Origin of the sequence: Streptomyces sp. NBC_01264 (assembly GCF_026340675.1) — a bacterium.
Lineage (GTDB): Bacteria > Actinomycetota > Actinomycetes > Streptomycetales > Streptomycetaceae > Streptomyces.
The window spans coordinates 2,977,795-2,994,359 of record NZ_JAPEOX010000001.1; the positions used below are offsets into that span (position 1 = coordinate 2,977,795).

At 72.8% G+C, this 16,565-nt stretch carries 12 protein-coding genes; 4 read left to right on the forward strand and 8 right to left on the reverse strand.

Annotated elements, in window-relative coordinates:
• Positions 1 to 65: 65 nt before the first annotated feature.
• The 7 genes from murD to rsmH all read right to left on the reverse strand — a co-directional run bounded on the left by murD (position 66) and on the right by rsmH (position 9,499).
• The gene (murD, locus tag OG435_RS13635) at positions 66 to 1,535 is read right to left on the reverse strand and encodes a UDP-N-acetylmuramoyl-L-alanine--D-glutamate ligase (protein WP_266877086.1); all 1,470 of its coding nucleotides are present in this window, start codon (positions 1,533 to 1,535) and stop codon (positions 66 to 68) included.
• On the reverse strand, positions 1,517 to 2,587 hold the full coding sequence (gene mraY, locus OG435_RS13640; protein WP_266877087.1) for a phospho-N-acetylmuramoyl-pentapeptide-transferase: 1,071 nt from the start codon (positions 2,585 to 2,587) through the stop codon (positions 1,517 to 1,519). Before mraY ends, murD begins: the two co-directional genes overlap by 19 nt.
• Positions 2,584 to 4,002 (reverse strand): UDP-N-acetylmuramoyl-tripeptide--D-alanyl-D-alanine ligase, encoded by a 1,419-nt coding sequence (locus OG435_RS13645; protein ID WP_266877088.1) that lies wholly within the window; start codon positions 4,000 to 4,002, stop codon positions 2,584 to 2,586. Before OG435_RS13645 ends, mraY begins: the two co-directional genes overlap by 4 nt.
• On the reverse strand, positions 3,999 to 5,699 hold the full coding sequence (locus OG435_RS13650) for a UDP-N-acetylmuramoyl-L-alanyl-D-glutamate--2,6-diaminopimelate ligase (RefSeq protein WP_266877089.1): 1,701 nt from the start codon (positions 5,697 to 5,699) through the stop codon (positions 3,999 to 4,001). Before OG435_RS13650 ends, OG435_RS13645 begins: the two co-directional genes overlap by 4 nt.
• A 48-nt stretch (positions 5,700 to 5,747) precedes the next feature.
• Complete coding sequence (locus OG435_RS13655; RefSeq protein ID WP_266877090.1) at positions 5,748 to 7,757, reverse strand: peptidoglycan D,D-transpeptidase FtsI family protein; 2,010 nt, start codon at positions 7,755 to 7,757, stop codon at positions 5,748 to 5,750.
• Positions 7,758 to 8,051: 294 nt separating this feature from the next.
• Complete coding sequence (locus OG435_RS13660; RefSeq protein ID WP_266877091.1) at positions 8,052 to 8,573, reverse strand: hypothetical protein; 522 nt, start codon at positions 8,571 to 8,573, stop codon at positions 8,052 to 8,054.
• Entirely contained in the window at positions 8,570 to 9,499 is a 930-nt protein-coding gene (gene rsmH / locus OG435_RS13665; RefSeq protein WP_430625757.1) for a 16S rRNA (cytosine(1402)-N(4))-methyltransferase RsmH, read from the reverse strand. Before rsmH ends, OG435_RS13660 begins: the two co-directional genes overlap by 4 nt.
• A 341-nt stretch (positions 9,500 to 9,840) precedes the next feature.
• On the opposite strand from rsmH, the gene OG435_RS13670 reads away from it, so the two are divergent.
• The 4 genes from OG435_RS13670 (at position 9,841) to OG435_RS13685 (ending at position 15,434) form a co-directional block, all read left to right on the forward strand.
• Positions 9,841 to 10,392, forward strand: coding sequence for a beta-class carbonic anhydrase (locus tag OG435_RS13670; RefSeq protein ID WP_266877093.1), 552 nt, complete (start codon positions 9,841 to 9,843; stop codon positions 10,390 to 10,392).
• Between the two features lie 175 nt (positions 10,393 to 10,567).
• Positions 10,568 to 11,578, forward strand: a complete 1,011-nt coding sequence (locus OG435_RS13675) for an AAA family ATPase (protein WP_266877094.1) — start codon at positions 10,568 to 10,570, stop codon at positions 11,576 to 11,578.
• The gene (locus OG435_RS13680) at positions 11,578 to 13,008 is read left to right on the forward strand and encodes a DUF58 domain-containing protein (protein WP_266877095.1); all 1,431 of its coding nucleotides are present in this window, start codon (positions 11,578 to 11,580) and stop codon (positions 13,006 to 13,008) included. The genes OG435_RS13675 and OG435_RS13680 overlap by 1 nt, the downstream gene beginning before the upstream one ends.
• On the forward strand, positions 13,005 to 15,434 hold the full coding sequence (locus tag OG435_RS13685) for a DUF3488 and transglutaminase-like domain-containing protein (protein ID WP_266877096.1): 2,430 nt from the start codon (positions 13,005 to 13,007) through the stop codon (positions 15,432 to 15,434). Before OG435_RS13680 ends, OG435_RS13685 begins: the two co-directional genes overlap by 4 nt.
• 486 nt (positions 15,435 to 15,920) lie before the next feature.
• Here the strand turns inward: OG435_RS13685 and OG435_RS13690 are convergent, their stop codons facing one another.
• The gene (locus OG435_RS13690) at positions 15,921 to 16,553 is read right to left on the reverse strand and encodes a TetR/AcrR family transcriptional regulator (RefSeq protein WP_323187825.1); all 633 of its coding nucleotides are present in this window, start codon (positions 16,551 to 16,553) and stop codon (positions 15,921 to 15,923) included.
• Positions 16,554 to 16,565: the final 12 nt, after the last annotated feature.

Genomic DNA, 16,565 nt, shown 5'->3' on the forward strand with positions numbered 1-16,565 from the left:
CCTCCAACTCGTACGGGGCGAGCTGCCGGTCGGCCGGAGGGAACCTGCCCAGGATCGAGCCGGACCTAGGCCTGCTCGGCTGCCAGTTCGCGCACCGCGTCGGCGAACGCGTCCCCACGCTTGCTGTAGTTCGCGAACATGTCCATCGAGGCACAGGCAGGTGCCAGCAGAACCGTGTCGCCGGGTTCCGCGAGCCGGGCCGCTTCCCGGACCGCCGCGAGCATCGCCCCAGTGTCGGTCCGTGCGAGGTCCACGACCGGGACCTCCGGGGCGTGTCGCGCCAGTGCCTCGGCGATCAGGGCCCGGTCGGCGCCCATCAGGACGACGCCCCGGAGCCGCTTCGCGGCCTTCTGCACGAGCTCGTCGAAGGTCGCGCCCTTGGCCAGGCCGCCGGCGATCCAGACCACCGGCTCGAAGGCCGCCAGGGAGGCTTCCGCGGCGTGGGTGTTGGTGGCCTTGGAGTCGTCCACGTACGTGACCCCGCCGACCTCGTCGACGTGGCTGACCCGGTGGGCGTCCGGCCGGAAGTCGCGCAGTCCGTCGCGGACGGCGCGCGGTTCCACGCCGAAGGCGCGGGCCAGGGCGGCGGCGGCGAGGGCGTTGGCGATGTTGTGCGGGGCGGGCGGATTGACGTCCGCGACCTCGGCGAGTTCCTGGGCGTTCTTCTGCCGGTTCTCCACGAAGGCCCGGTCGACGAGGATGCCGTCGACGACGCCGAACATGGAGGGGCCGGGGGCGCCGAGGGTGAAGCCGATGGCCCGGCAGCCCTCTTCCACGTCCGCCTCGACGACCAGGTCCTCGGTGGCCTTGTCCGCGGCGTTGTAGACGCAGGCCACCGTGTTGCCCTCGTAGATCCGGCCCTTGTCGGTGGCGTACGCCTCCATCGAGCCGTGCCAGTCGAGGTGGTCCGGGGCCAGGTTCAGGACGGCCGCGGAGTGGGGGCGCACCGAGGGCGCCCAGTGCAGCTGGTAGCTGGAGAGCTCGACGGCGAGTACGTCGTACGTCTCCTCGCCGAGCACCACGTCGATGATCGGGGTGCCGATGTTGCCGACGGCCGCGGTCCTGAGGCCGGCGGCCTTCAGGATCGAGGCGAGCATCTGGGTGGTGGTGGTCTTGCCGTTGGTGCCGGTGATCGCCAGCCAGGGGGCCGGTTCCCTGCGGGGCTCACCGGTCCGGGCTGCGCGCCGGTCCTCGGCGACCTCGCGCAGCAGCCAGGCGATCTCGACGTCGCCGACGACGTCCACGCCGGCCGCGGCGGCCGCCGCGAACAGCGGGCCGTCGGGCTTCCAGCCGGGCGAGGTGACGACCAGGTCGGTCCCCTCGGGCAGGGTCTGCGCGTCGCCCAGGCGTACGGAGACGCCCGCCGCCTCCAGCTCCGCGGCCCGCGCGCGGTGGCCCTCGCTGTCGCCGCCGTCCACGACGGTGACGAGCGCGCCGAGGCCGGCCAGGGCACGGGCGGCGCTGATGCCGCTCACGCCGAGGCCGGCGACGGTGATGTTCTTGCCGTGCCAGGCGGTCACTTGTCGGCTGCCCATCCCGCGTAGAAGACTCCGAGGCCCACGATCACGCACATGCCCTGGATGATCCAGAACCGGACGACGACCAGGACTTCCGACCACCCCTTGAGTTCGAAGTGGTGCTGTAGCGGTGCCATCCGGAAGACGCGCTTGCCGGTCAGCTTGAAGGAGCCGACCTGGATGACGACCGACATGGTGATCAGGACGAAGAGGCCGCCGAGGAGCGCCATCAGGAACTCGGTGCGGGAGCAGATCGCCAGGCCGGCGAGCGCGCCGCCGAGGGCCAGCGAACCGGTGTCGCCCATGAAGATCTTGGCGGGCGAGGTGTTCCACCACAGGAAGCCGAAGCAGGCGCCCATGAGGGCGGCGGCGACGACGGCCAGGTCCAATGGGTCGCGCACTTCGAAACAGGCGTTCGGGTTGGTCAGGGTCTGCGCGTTGGCGCAGGACTCCTGGTACTGCCAGACGCCGATGAAGGTGTAGGCGCCGAAGACCATCACGGCGGCGCCGGTGGCCAGGCCGTCGAGACCGTCGGTGAGGTTCACGCCGTTGGACATCGCCAGGATCATGAACAGCGCCCAGACCACGAACAGCACCGGGCCGATCGCCCAGCCGAAGTCCGTGACGAACGACAGCTTGGTGGAGGCCGGGGCCAGTCCGCGCGCGTCCTTGAACTGCAGGGAGAGCACCGCGAAGGCGATGCCGACGATCAGCTGGCCGGCCATCTTGGCCTTGGCCCGCAGACCGAGCGAACGCTGCTTGACGATCTTGATGTAGTCGTCGAGGAACCCGACCACGCCCATGCCCGCCATCAGGAAGAGGACGAGGAGGCCCGAGAAGGTCGGCTGGCTGCCGGTGATCACCTTGGTGAGGGCGTACGCGATCAGCGTGGCCAGGATGAAGGAGATGCCGCCCATGGTGGGCGTGCCCTTCTTCCCGGCGTGACCGCGCGGCCCGTCGTCCCGGATGAACTGGCCGTAGCCCTTGCGGGCCAGACCCTTGATCAACAGCGGGGTGCCGATGAGCGTGAGGAAGAGTCCGATGACTCCGGAGAACAGGATCTGCCTCATCGGCCGGCGACCTCGCCGTCGAGCAGGGCCTGGGCCACCCGCTCCAGGCCGGCTGACCTGGAAGCCTTCACCAGCACGACGTCTCCCGGGCGCAGTTCACTGCGCAACAGGTCGACCGCCGCCTGCGCGTCGGACACGAGCACCGACTCCTCACCCCACGAACCCTCGTTATATGCGCCCAGTTGCAGCCAGGAGGCTTCCCTGCCCCCGACCGCGACCAGCTTGCTCACGTTGAGCCGGACGACAAGCCGTCCGACCGCGTCGTGCTCGGCGAGCGCGTCGTCTCCGAGCTCGGCCATCGGGCCGAGCACCGCCCACGTGCGCCCCCCGTTCGCCTTGCCGGCACCGCCCATCGCGGCGAGTGCGCGCAGTGCGGCCCGCATGGACTCGGGGTTTGCGTTGTAGGCGTCGTTGACGATCGTCACGCCGTCCGCCCGCTCGGTGACCTCCATCCGCCACCGGGACAGGCTGCCCGCCCCGGAGAGCGCGGTGGCGATCTCCTCGGCGGACATGCCCAGTACGTGGGCGACGGCGGCCGCGGCGAGCGCGTTCGACACGTGGTGCTCACCGTACAGCCGCAAGGTCACGTCACTGCACCCGGTCGGTGTTCGCAATGTGAACGAAGGCTGTCCCCGGTCCGTCATCCGGACCTCGGTGGCCCTGATGTCGGCGTCCTCGGCCTCCCCGAACAGCACCGTACGGGCCTTCGTGCGCCCGGCCATGGCACGTACCAGCAGGTCATCGGCGTTGAGGACGGCGATGCCGCCCTCCGCCTCGGACGGCAGGGCCTCGACGAGCTCGCCCTTGGCCTGCGCGATCTGCTCCCGGCCGCCGAACTCCCCGATGTGTGCGGTGCCGACGTTGAGGACCACACCGATCCGCGGGGGCGTCAGTCCGGTGAGGTAGGCGATGTGGCCGATGCCGCGGGCACCCATCTCCAGGACCAGGTGCTGCGTCTCCTCGGTGACCCGCAGCGTCGTGATCGGCAGGCCGATCTCGTTGTTGAGGTTCCCGGGGGTCCACACGGTCGGCGCGTGGTGCTGCAGGACCTGGGCGATCAGGTCCTTGGTGGAGGTCTTGCCGGCGGAGCCGGTGAGGGCCACGACGTCGGTACCGAGGCGTTCGACGACGGATCGGGCGAGCGCGCCGAGGGCGGCCACCACGTCGGGGACGACGATGGCCGGGACGCCGACGGGCCGGGTCGCGAGGACGCCCACGGCCCCGGCGGCCAGGGCGCGTTCGGCGTAGTCGTGGCCGTCCACCCGCTCCCCGACGAAGGCGGCGAACAGGCTGCCGGCCTGGACCTCGCGGGAGTCGTAGACGACGGGGCCGGTGACCGTGACGGACGGATCCGGTATGTCGTGGGGCTGCCCGCCGGTGATCTCGGCGATCTCGGCGAGGGAAAGGGCGATCACTGGTTCACCTCGGCCTGTCGGGGACGCTGGCCTGCTTGGGTCTCGATGGCCGCGCGCAGGACGGCCCGGTCGTCGAAGGGACGTACGACGCCCGCGGTGTCCTGGCCCTGCTCGTGGCCCTTGCCGGCCACCAGCACCGTGTCGCCCGCCTCGGCGCGCGCGACGGCGGTGGCGATGGCCGCCGCCCGGTCGGCGTCGACGAGGACGGTGCCCCGCTCCGCGGGCGGCACGGACACGGCGCCGCGGAACATCGCGGCGAGGATCGCGAGGGGGTCCTCGGAGCGCGGGTTGTCGGAGGTCAGTACGGCGGTGTCGGCGAACCGGGCGGCCGCCGCGCCCATCGGGGCCCGCTTCGTGGTGTCGCGGTCGCCGCCGCAGCCCAGTACGACGTGCAGCTTGCCGGTGGTGACCTCGCGCAGGGCCCGCAGGACCGATTCGACGGCGTCCGTCTTGTGCGCGTAGTCCACGACGGCCAGGTACGGCTGTCCCGCGTCGACCCGCTCCAGCCGGCCGGGTACCCCGGGGACCGCGGCGACGCCGTCGGCGGCGGTCTGCGGGTCCAGGCCCGCGGCGGCGAGCGTGACCACGGCGGCCACGGTGTTGGCCACGTTGAACGGGCCGGGCAGCGGGGCGGTGGCCGTGACCCGCTCGCCGGACGGACCCACCAGGGTCAGGGTCGAGTCCATGTGGCGCGAGACCACGTCCTCGGCCCGCCAGTCGGCGGCCGGGTCGCCCGTGGCGGAGAAGGTCACGACCGGGATCGGCGACTCCTTCGCGAGGCGGCGGCCGTACTCGTCGTCGATGTTGACCACGCCGAGGCGGGCGCGGCGCTCGGTGAAGAGCTGCGCCTTGGCCTGGAAGTAGTCCTCCATGTCGGAGTGGAACTCCATGTGCTCCGGGCTCAGGTTGTTGAAGACGGCCACGTCGAAGACGCAGCCGTCCACCCGGCCGAGCACCAGGGCGTGGCTGGAGACCTCCATGGCGACGGCCTCGACGCCGCGTTCGCGCATGACCGCGAAGAGCGCCTGCAGGTCGGTGGCCTCGGGGGTGGTGCGCTCGGACTTGATGCGCTCGTCGCCGACGCGCATCTCGACGGTGCCGATGAGCCCCGTCCGGCGTCCGGCGCCGCGCAGGCCGCCCTCGACGAGGTACGCCGTGGTGGTCTTGCCGGAGGTGCCGGTGATGCCGATCTGGAGCAGGGTCTCGCCCGGGCGTCCGTAGACCGCGGCGGCCAGTTCTCCCATCCGGCCGCGCGGGTCGGCGACGGCGAGGACCGGCAGTCCGGTGGCCGCGGCGCGCTCGGCGCCGGCCGGGTCGGTCAGCACGGCGGCGGCGCCGAGGGCGGCCGCCTGCGCGGCGAAGTCCGCGCCGTGCAGCTTGGCGCCCGGCAGGGCCGCGTACAGGTCTCCGGGCCGCACGGCACGCGAATCGTGCGTGATGCCGGTGATCCGCGTCTGCGCGCCGGGGACTTCCACCCCCAGCAGCTCCGCCAGCTCGCCGAGCGGGGTCGGGCGGACGGACAGGGGGCGTGGCGCTCCCGGCGGCGCTGCCGGTGCGTCGTTCTGGGTGGTTCTGGGCTGATCAGCGTGGGGCACGGCGGTGAGCGTACCGGGCGCGGCGGGCCGCTCGCGAAGCGAGGGCCCGCCCTGGGGTGCGGCGGACGCGTGGTTCCCGGATTCGGGGGTGATCGTTGTCACTGATGGTGCCTCACGCTTTTCTGGGGCGGGCCGGGGCCGGGACGGCGGTCACTGGCCCGGCTGCGGGCTCGGCTTGGGGCCGGACGGCGCGCCGGGTTCGTAGGTGACCGGGAGTCCGGCGGGGGCGGTTCCGGTGGGAGCGATCTGGAGGGTTTTGAGGGCGAACTCCATGACCTTCTTGTAGATGGGCCCGCAGATCTGGCCACCGAAGTAACTGCCCTTGGTGGGGTTCTGGATGGCGCAGTACACGGTGATGCGGGGGTTGTCCGCAGGTGCGAATCCCGCGAACGAGGCGGTGTAGCCCTTGTAGCGGCCGGTGGCCGGATCCACCCGGTTGGAGGTGCCGGTCTTGCCGCCGACCCGGTAGCCGGGGATCCGGGCCCTGGTGCCGGTGCCCTCCTGGTCGTCGACCACCGACTCCAGCATTTCCGCGAGGGTCTTGGCGGTCTCCTTGCTGACCACCCGGTTCTTCGCGGGTGCGGGGGCCGGGGTGAAACGGCCGTCGGGGCCCTTGGTGCCGCGGACCAGGGTCGGGGCGATGCGCACCCCGCCGTTGGCGATGGTCGAGTACACGGAGGCCGCCTGCATGGCGTTGAGGGACAGGCCCTGGCCGAAGGGGATCGTGTACTGCTGGGAAGTGGACCACTTCTCGGGCGGGGCGAGGATGCCGCGGGACTCGCCGGGGTAGTTCAGGCCGGTGGGCCGGCCGATGCCGAACTTGTCCAGGTACGCGTGCAGGACCTTGTTGGACTCGGGCTGCGTCGGGCCGAGCTGGCCGGTCGCCAGGATGGTGCCGATGTTGGAGGACTTGGCCAGGACCCCGTTGAGGGTCAGGTACCAGGTCGGGTGGTCGATGTCGTCCTTGAAGAGCCGGTCGCCGCGGTGCAGCCGGTTGGGGACCTCGACGTGGGTGTCGGGCCTGGCCTTCTTCTCCTCCAGGACGGCCGCCATCGACATCACCTTGGCGGTGGAGCCGGGCTCGTAGACGTCCTGGAGCGCGGCGTTGCCCATGGCGGCGGAGCTGGCCTTGGAGAGGTCGTTGGGGTCGAAGCCGGGGGCGTTGGCCATCGCGAGGACCTCGCCGGTGGTGGTGTCCTGGACGATGACGTACCCGCGGTCGGCCTCCGACTTGGCGACCTGTTCGGTGATGGCGCTCTGCGCGGCCCACTGGATGTCGCGGTCGATGGTCAGCTCGATGTCCTCGCCGGGCACGGCGGGCTTCTCGCTGGACCCGGCGGTCGGCACGCGGCGGCCGCCCGACTGGGCGTAGGTGAGTGCGCCGTCCTTGCCGGACAGCTTCTTGTCGAGGGAGGACTCCAGGCCGCCGCCGCCCTTGCCCTCGGCGTTGACGTAACCCAGTATCCCGGCGGCGAGGTCGCCGTTCGGGTACACGCGCTTGCTGCTGTTCTCGTTGAAGACGCCGGCCAGGACGTTGGCGCCGGGGCCGTTGTTCCTCTTGTCGGCGGTCGCCTTCTCGGCGAAGACCTTCTTGAGGTCCTTGATCTGGTTCCAGACCTGGGGGGTCTGGCGGCGGGCGAGGACCACGTAGCGGGTGTTCTTCGTCTTCAGGCGCGCGGTGAGCTCCTTGGCGTCCTTGCCGAGGATCGGCGCGAGGAGCGCGGCCGCCTGCTCGGGGGCGTCGGGAGCCTTGCTCTCCTGGACGGTGAACATGTGCGGGTCCGCGGTGATGTCGTACGCGTCCACGCTGGTGGCGAGCGCCACGCCCTTGCGGTCGGTGATCTCCCCGCGCTCGGCGGCCAGGGTGTAGCTGGCGAAGCGGTTCTCGGAGGCCTTGGCGGAGTACGCGGACGCGTCGACGGCCTGCACCTGGAGCAGCCGTACGACGAACACCAGCATCACCATCGTCAGCCCGACGCTGACCAGCCGCAGCCGGGGCTTGGGAGCGCCGAGACGGATCGTGTGCGGCTTCCTCGCGGGGGCGGGGCGGCGGGTGGCGGGCCTGGCGGCCGGCCGCGCGGAAGCCCGCGCCCGGTCCCCACCGGGCCGGGGCCGCCCGGGCCCGGGCACCCGCCGGCGCGGCGGCTCCTGGGGGCTCATGCGGCGACCCCCCGGACGCGTGCGGAACCTGGCTGCGCCGGAGCTCCTGGGGCTCCGCCCCAGACCCCGCTCCTCAAACGCCGGAGGGGCTGGAATGCGTCGCCGTCAGCCTGCGCGGGCCCGCAGGTACACCCTGCGCCGCAGGGAAATCCAGCCCCTCCGGCGTTTGAGGAGCCGGGGTCCGGGGGCTGGCCCCCGGCGACGGCGCCGCACGCGGCAGGGGTCCGGGCGGAGCCCGGGGAACGGTGGAAGGGCGGGTAGGGGACCGGCCCCGCAGGGGTACGCGTCACGACGTCACCGTCCAGGGGTCTGGGAGGGCTGGGGGGCGCCGCCCGACGGCGCGGTGGAGGGACCGGGAGCGGCGGCGCCCGAGGGCGCCGGGGCCGGGGAGCCCGCCGGGCTCGGCACGGCTCCGCCCGGGGAGGGCGGGACCGGCGGAGCGGACACCGGCGGCGCGGGCGGCGACGGGGGCGGCGGCTCCGCGGCCGGGGAAGCGGTCCCGGCGACCTTCCCGTCGGGCCCGATGAAAACCGGGCTGCCGCCGGGGACGAGGCCCAGCTCGTGCGCCCGGCGCTGCAACGCGTCGGGCGCCGAGTGCCCGTCCACGTCCCGCTGCAGCGCCTGCTCCTCGTCCGTGAGCGCGGTGGTCTCCTTCTTCAGCTTGCTCAGCTGGAAGGAGCCCTGGTTGAGCGCCGAGTTCAGCAGCAGCAGGCTGATCAGCCCGCCGCCGAGCAGCGCCACGACCAGCAGGACGAACGGGGTCCGCGCCGCCTGTCCGGCGACCGGCCCCCCCAGCACCCGCCCCAGGCGTTTCACAGCCGCGCCTCCCGGATGCGCTCCACCCCGCGGCAGCGGGCCGGCGCCGCACGCCGGTTCTCCGCGATCTCCTCCTCCGTCGGCAGCTCCGCACCGCGCGTCAGCAGCTTCAGCTTCGGCTGGTACTTCTCCGGTACGACCGGCAGCCCGGGCGGGGCCGTCGAGGTCGCGCCGGCGGCGAAGACCTGCTTGACGAGGCGGTCCTCCAGCGACTGGTACGAGAGCACCACGATCCGGCCGCCGACGGCGATCCGGTCCACGGCCGCGGGGATCGCCCGCTCCAGTCCGGACAGCTCGCCGTTGACCTCGATGCGCAGGGCCTGGAAGGTGCGCTTGGCCGGGTTGCCGCCGGTCCGCTTCGCGGCCTGCGGCAGGGAGTCGCGGATCAGTTCGACGAGGCGGGCGCTGTTGGTGAAGGGATCCTTGTCCCGCTCGCGCACCACCGCGGACACGATCCGCTTGGCCTGCTTCTCCTCGCCGTACTGGCGCAGGATGCGGACCAGCTCGCCGGGCGCGTAGGTGTTGAGGACCTCGGCCGCGCTGATGCCCGTCGTCTGGTCCATCCGCATGTCGAGCGGGGCGTCCTGCGCGTAGGCGAAGCCGCGGTCGGCCTCGTCCAGCTGCATGGAGGAGACGCCGAGGTCGAAGAGGATGCCCTGCACGGTGGGGATGCGCAGGCCGTCCAGTACCTCGGCCAGGTCGGCGTAGATGGCGTGGACGAGGGTGACCCGGTCCCCGAAGGGCGCGAGGCGCTCCCCGGAGAGGCGCAGGGCTTCCTTGTCGCGGTCCAGGCCGATCAGGTGGGCCTCGGGGAACCGGGTGAGCAGGGCCTCGCTGTGCCCGCCGAGGCCGAGGGTGCAGTCGACGACGACGGCCCCGGGCCTCTCCAGTGCCGGGGCCAACAGGTCCAGGCACCGCTGGAGCATCACCGGGACGTGTCGGGACTCGCTAGTCAAAGCGCCCTCTCAGATAACGGCGCGGCAGGCATACGCCGCGCCGCGCACGCGGAGTCTTACCAAAGGGCCGGGCGGCCGGTCAGGGCCGGGCTCCGGCCGGTTCGCGTCACTTTAGTGCAACGGTCGCCGCGGTCAACGAACCGCCCCGCGCGGCGTGCGCCCCGCTGCGACCGAAGCCGCAAAAGCCGTGAATCACCCGGACAGCCGCGTGCGCCTCACCCCTGTGGGTTAGCTCACAACAGGATCAGGTGACCTTCTTTGTCCACCCTCACTCGATGCCCATACGCCCTGTGACCACTAACGTCGTATGCATGACGACTTCCGTACCCCTGCCCGCCGCCTCCGCGACCAAGGCCGCCGAGAAGCTCACCGTCACCGACCGCCTGGTCGACTCGAACCGCGCCTACGCGGCGAAGTTCACCGACCCGGGCATGGACGCCCGTCCGGTCCTCCAGGTGGCCGTCGTGGCCTGTATGGACGCCCGCCTCGACCTGCACGCCGCTCTCGGCCTGGAGCTGGGCGACTGTCACACGATCCGAAACGCGGGCGGAGTGGTCACCGACGACACCATCCGGTCCCTCACCATCAGCCAGCGGGCGCTCGGCACCCGCACGGTGATACTCATCCACCACACCGGATGTGGTCTCGAAAGCCTGACCGAGGACTTCCGGCACGAGCTGGAGGACGAGGTCGGCCAGCGCCCCGCGTGGGCCGTCGAAGCCTTCCGTGACGTGGACCAGGACGTCCGCCAGTCCATGCAGCGGGTTCGTACGAACCCCTTCCTGCCCCACAAGGACGATGTGCGAGGCTTCGTCTTCGATGTGCACACCGGGCTCCTGCGGGAGATCGATCCCACCTCTTGAGTGACACCAGGGCCAAGGGCCGTCAAGAATGCGGGGAGACGTCACCCGGAAGAAGCTTCCGGGCCGGTGATCGCGTTTCGACGTTCTTGACAGCTCGCGGTTTCTGAGGTGTTTCGGGGTGGGCCGGTCATGCGCCATGGGGCGCCGGCCCTGAGAAAGGGTCGAGGAGAACCAGGTGACCACGTATGACGACCGAGCGAGCCTCGCGGATCTGACCAGCACGGCGCAGCAGGTGCGGGAATCCATCGAGAGCGTGATCGAGGGCAAGCCGGAAGTGGTCCGCCTCGCGCTGACCGTCCTGCTCGCCGAGGGGCACCTGCTGATCGAGGACGTCCCCGGCGTCGGCAAGACGATGCTGGCCAAGGCGCTCGCCAAGTCCATCGACTGTTCGGTCCAGCGGATCCAGTTCACCCCGGACCTGCTGCCCTCGGACATCACCGGCGTGAGCATCTACGACCAGCAGCGCCGGGAGTTCGAGTTCAAGCCGGGCGCGATCTTCGCGCAGATCGTCATCGGCGACGAGATCAACCGCGCCTCCCCCAAGACCCAGTCCGCGCTGCTGGAGTCCATGGAGGAGCGGCAGGTCACCATCGACGGCACCACCTACACGCTGCCGAGCCCCTTCATGGTCGTCGCCACCCAGAACCCCGTGGAGATGGAGGGCACCTATCCCCTCCCCGAGGCCCAGCGCGACCGCTTCATGGCCCGGGTCTCGGTGGGCTACCCCAGCCCCGAGGCCGAGCTGCGGATGCTCGACGTGCACGGCGGGCTCTCCCCGCTCGACGACCTGACGGCCGTCGCGCACGCCCACGACATCGGCAAGCTCATCGAAGCCGTCCGCGAGGTGTACGTGGCCGAGCCCGTCCGGCGCTACGTCGTCGACCTGGTCTCCGCCACCCGCAGCCACCCCGACCTGCGGCTGGGCGCCTCGCCCCGCGCCACCCTGCACCTGCTGCGCGCCGTGAAGGCCTCCGCCGCCCTGTCCGGGCGTGACTACGTCCTGCCCGACGACGTCCAGGCCCTGGCCGGACCCGTGCTCGCGCACCGGCTGCTGCCCACCGCGCAGGCCCAGCTGAGCCGGCGCACCGCCGAGCAGGTCGTCGCCGACATCCTCCAGCGCACCCCCGTACCGGCCGCACAGTCCCGCGGCGAGATCCCGCCCGGCGCGGGCATCCGGGGCTTCTGATGAGCGCCGGCGCCCCGCACGACGACGCGGGCGGCCGGGGACCGCAGTCCACCGGGAGCGCCGCCGGGCTGCGCGCGTCCCTGTCCGGGCTGACCACCCGCGGCCGGTCCTTCCTGGCCGCCGGTATCGCCGCCGGGCTGTGCGCGTACGTACTGGGCCAGTCCGAGCTGCTCCGCGTCGGACTGCTGCTCGCCGTGCTGCCGCTGCTCTGCGTCCTGGCCCTGCACCGCACCCGCCACCGGGTCTCCGGCAACCGCCGGCTGACCCCGATGCGGGTGCCCGCGGGCTCCGAGGCCCGCGTGCAGCTGCGGCTCGACAACACCTCCCGGATGCCGACGGGGCTGCTGATGCTCCAGGACCGGGTGCCCTACGTGCTGGGGCCCCGGCCGCGCTTCGTCCTGGACCGGGTCGAGCCGGGCGGCCGCCGCGACGTCTCGTACCGGGTCCGCTCCGATCTGCGCGGCCGCTACCCGCTGGGCCCGCTCCAGCTGCGGCTCACCGACCCCTTCGGGCTGGTCGAACTGACCCGCTCCTTCTCCGCCTACGACACCCTCACCGTCATCCCGCGCACCGAGGCCCTGCCCCTGGTGCGCTTCACCGGCGAGTCCTCCGGCTACGGCGACGGCAGCCGCCGTTCGCTGGCCCTGGCGGGCGAGGACGACGTGATCCCGCGCGGCTACCGGCGCGGCGACGACCTGCGCCGCGTGCACTGGCGCTCCACCGCCCGCTACGGCGAGCTGATGGTGCGCCGCGAGGAGCAGCCGCAGCGCAGCCGGGCCACGGTGGTGCTGGACACCCGGCGCCTCGCCTACGAGGGCGCCGGCCCCGACTCGGCCTTCGAGTGGGCCGTCTCGGCCGCGGCGTCGACCCTGGTGCACCTGCTGGAGCAGGGCTTCTCCGTGCGGCTGCTGACCGACACCGGGGACTGCGTGCCCCGCGAGGGCGGCGGCTTCACCTCCGGCGGGCAGGAGTCCGCGGAGGCGACGGGGCTCCTGATGGACACCCTCGCGGTGATCGGCCACTCCGACGGCGCGGGCCTCTCGCGGGCCTGCGACGCGGTCCGGAGCAACGGCACCGGCAGCGGCTTCGGCGGAGCGGGCGGTGACGGGCTCCTCATCGCCTTCTTCGGAGACCTGGACGACGTACAGACGGGCCTGGCGGCCAGGATGTGCCGGCGCGGCGGAGGGGCCGTGGCGTTCGTCCTGGACTCCGCGGACTGGTCCGGGCGGCCCCAGGGCCTGGCTTCGGTGATGTCGGCGATGTCGGAGGGAGTGCCCCCGCTGGAGGAGCGCCTGGCCGCGCTGCGCGACGCGGGCTGGACGGCGCTGGCCGCCCCGCCCGGGGTGGCCTTCGGGGAACTGTGGCGGCAGGCGGGCAACGCGCCGATCGGCGCGGCGGGCGGTTCGGGTTCGGCGGGGGGCTGGGGATGAGCGGACGGGCGAGACTGACGGTCTTCGCGGCCCTGGCGACGCTGTTCACCGCCTGGTCGCTGACCCCGCTGGTGGAATCGACCACTTGGCTGCCACAGGCGGCGCTGCTGCTGGCGCTGCAGAGCGCGGTGGGCGCGGGGGCGCGGCGGGTACCGCTGGCCCGGACGCTGACCGTGGCTTCGCAGCTCCTCGTATCGCTGCTGGCGCTGATGCTGGTGTTCGGCGGGAAGTTGCCGTCCGCCGCCGGCGAGGGACTGCTGGACTATCTCGTCACGGACTTCGGCGCACTGTTCCGCCAGGGCGTGCAGGACGTGAACGAGTTCTCGATGCCGGCCCCGCTGACGGACGGGATCCGGCTGCTGCTGGTGTCCGGGGTACTGCTGATCGGGCTGCTGGTGGACCTGCTGGCGGTGACCGTACGGACGGCCGCCGCGGCCGGACTCCCGCTGCTCGCGCTGTACTCGGTGGCGGCGGGCCTGTCGGGCGCGGCCACCGGATCCGGCGGCGCCTCCTGGGTCGGCTTCCTGCTGGCGGGCTGCGGCTACCTCCTGCTCCTGCTGGCCGAGGGCCGCGACCGGCTCGCGCAGTGGGGACGGGTCTTCGGCGCGGCCCCGCGCAGCAAGGTCTCCGCCGGATCCGCGGGCGGCGGACAGGCCCTCGCCCCGGTGCGCACCGGGCGGCGGATCGGCGCGGTCGCGCTGGGTCTGGCGCTGGCGGTGCCCGTGGTGCTGCCCTCCATGGGCAGCGGACTCCTCGGCACGGGCGGCGGCGGCGCGGGAGAGGGCGAGGGCAACGGCCTCGGCCCGTCGATCCAGGCGGTCAACCCACTGGTCTCCCTGCAGAGCAGCCTGAACACCCAGGACAACCGGGTGGTGCTGCGCTACCGCACGGACAGCCCGCAGCTCAGCGAGCAGTACCTGCGGATCCTGGCGCTGGACCAGTTCAACGGCGTCAAGTGGGAGGCGTCGGGGCGGGCCCTGACGGACGTCCCGAAGCGCATGCCGGACCCGCCCGGGGTGAGCGAGAGCGTGCTGAACGGCGCGACCGAGGTGCAGACCTTCATCTCCTCGGCGCAGACGTACGCGCAGCGCTACCTGCCGATGCCCTATCCCGCGACGGGGGTGGACATCGCCGGGAAGTGGCGGTTCGAGCCGGCCGGGCGCACGCTCGTCGGGGACCAGCTGGGCAAGGACAAGTTCCAGAACGCCCAGGGCGTGCAGTACTCGGTGCGGAGCCTGTTGCTGAACCCGACGGCGGAACAGTTGCGCCGCGCACCGGCGGCGAACCCCGGGATCGCGGCCGAGTACACGAAGGTGCCGGACAACCTGCCGGCGATCGTCGTCCAGACGGCCCGCGACGTCACGCGCGGCACCAAGGACGACTACTCGGCGGCGGTCAAGCTCCAGGACTACTTCGCGGTGAGCGGCGGATTCCGCTACGACACGAAGGTCTCCTCGGGTACGGGTTCGCAGGCCATCGCCAAGTTCCTCGCCGACAAGGAGGGCTTCTGCGTCCACTTCGCCTTCTCGATGGCCTCGATGGCGCGCACCCTCGGGATCCCGGCGCGGGTCGCGGTCGGGTTCACGCCCGGGGTGAAGCAGTCCGACGGCGTCGTCAACGTCTCGATGCGGGACGCGCACGCCTGGCCCGAGCTGTACTTCGAGGGCGTGGGCTGGACCCGTTTCGAGCCGACGCCCCGGTCGGGCATCACGGTGCCGGACTACAGCCGGCCCACCACCCCGCAGACCCAGCCGAGCGCGCCGACGGCAGCTCCGTCCGCGAGCGCGGCACAGCCCTCGGCCGGGCCCTCGACGGCGGACGACTGCCCGCCGGAGCTGAGGAAGCTGGGCGAGTGCGGTCCGGCCGCGGGGCAGCGGAACACGGGCGCGGGGGGCGACGGCCCGTCCGCGGCCACGCTCCTGGGCTGGACGGCCGCGGGCATCCTGCTGCTGGCCGTGCCGCTCCTGCCGTTCCTGTGGCGCGGGCGGCTGCGGGCGCGGCGGCTCGGGTCGGGGCGGGTCCTGACCGCCTGGCGTGAGCTGGGCGACGCGGCGTGGGACGTCGGGATCGTCCCGGACGAGGCGCTGTCCCCGCGGGGGGCGGCGGACCGGGTGGTGACCCTGGGCCGGCTGGATCCGGCGGCGGCCGATGCCGTACGCCGGGTCGCGGGCGCGGTGGAGCGGGAACTGTACGCACCGCCGGGCGCGGAGCCCCCCTACGGGGAGCTGGCCCAGGACGTCCTGCTGGCCCGCGCCGGGCTCCTCGCCGGGGTGTCCCGGCGGTCCCGGCTGCGCGCCCTGTTCTTCCCCCGCTCGGCGGCGCGGGTCAGCTGGGCGGCCTCGTCCCGGTGGTCGGCCCTGATGGCCCGTTGCACGGACGCGGCGGCCCGAGCCCGAGCCCGCATCCCGCTGCGCGGCCGCGGCTGACGCCGGGGCGGGGGCGGACTCCGGGACCCTGCGGGGCTGGGTCCCCTACCCACCCTTCCACCGTTCCCCGGGCTCCGCCCGGACCCCGCTCCTCACACGCCGGAGAGGCTGGATTTGCCTGATGTAGCCCGCGCGTACAGGCTGACGCCGGCCAAAATCAGCCCCGCCGGCGTTTGAGGCGCGGGGTCTGGGGCGGAGCCCCAGGGGGGTCCGGGGCGCAGACGGCTGAGGCCGGGGCTCGATCCCCCCGAGCCCCGGCCTCAGCCTTGTTCCCACCCCGTCGGCCGGAGAGACCCGGTCCGCACCTGCCGCCCCGTGTCGGCGGTGCGCTCCGGGTCCCTGTCCGTCGCCCCCAGTCTGGCGCGGCGACACCCCGCACCCCATCCGCGCAGATACTCATTTCCGCGCCTAGGTACGGATACTCACCCGCCCCACCAGTTCTACGCGGCCCCGCCGCCCCCGCGGCACCGCCGATCGGGTCACCCGTCAGCGGTTCCCGCTCACCCGGCCCCGCAGCAGCAGCGACAGCGCCGAGTGCACGTCGTCCAGCGACCGCTCGCTCTGGAAGGACTGCCAGTCCAGCGCCGCCACCAGCACCATCCCGACCATCGCCGCGGCGGTCAGCGGTACGTCGATCTCCGCGCTGAGCTCACCCCGTTCCACGCCCTCCCGCAGCACCGTCTCCACGACGGCGACGGCCTCCCGCCGGACGACCATCAGGGTGGACTGCCAGGTCCGGTTGGTGCGCCACAGCTCGGCCACGTAGAGCTGGGTGAAGGCGGGGTAGCGGTCGATGAAGACCAGTCCGGCCCGGATCATCTCGTCGAGCGCCTCGACCCGGGTCCCGCCCCTGGCCTCGGTGGATTCCGCCGCCGTCCGCAGGGACTCGGTCAGGAGTCCGACCCCGTGGCGCAGCAGCTCCTCGAAGAGGTCGTTCTTGCTGGCGAAGTTGTAGTAGACGGTGCCCTTCGCCACGCCCGCCCGCTCGGCGATCTCCTCGACCGTGGTCGCGGAGAAGCCCTGCTCCGCTATGAGGGTGACGGCTGCTTCGTAGAGCTTCTGGCGTGTGGCCGCGCGGCGACCGCCGCCCGCGGCCGTACCGGTGCTGCTGCTTTCCATGGCGCTGATTCT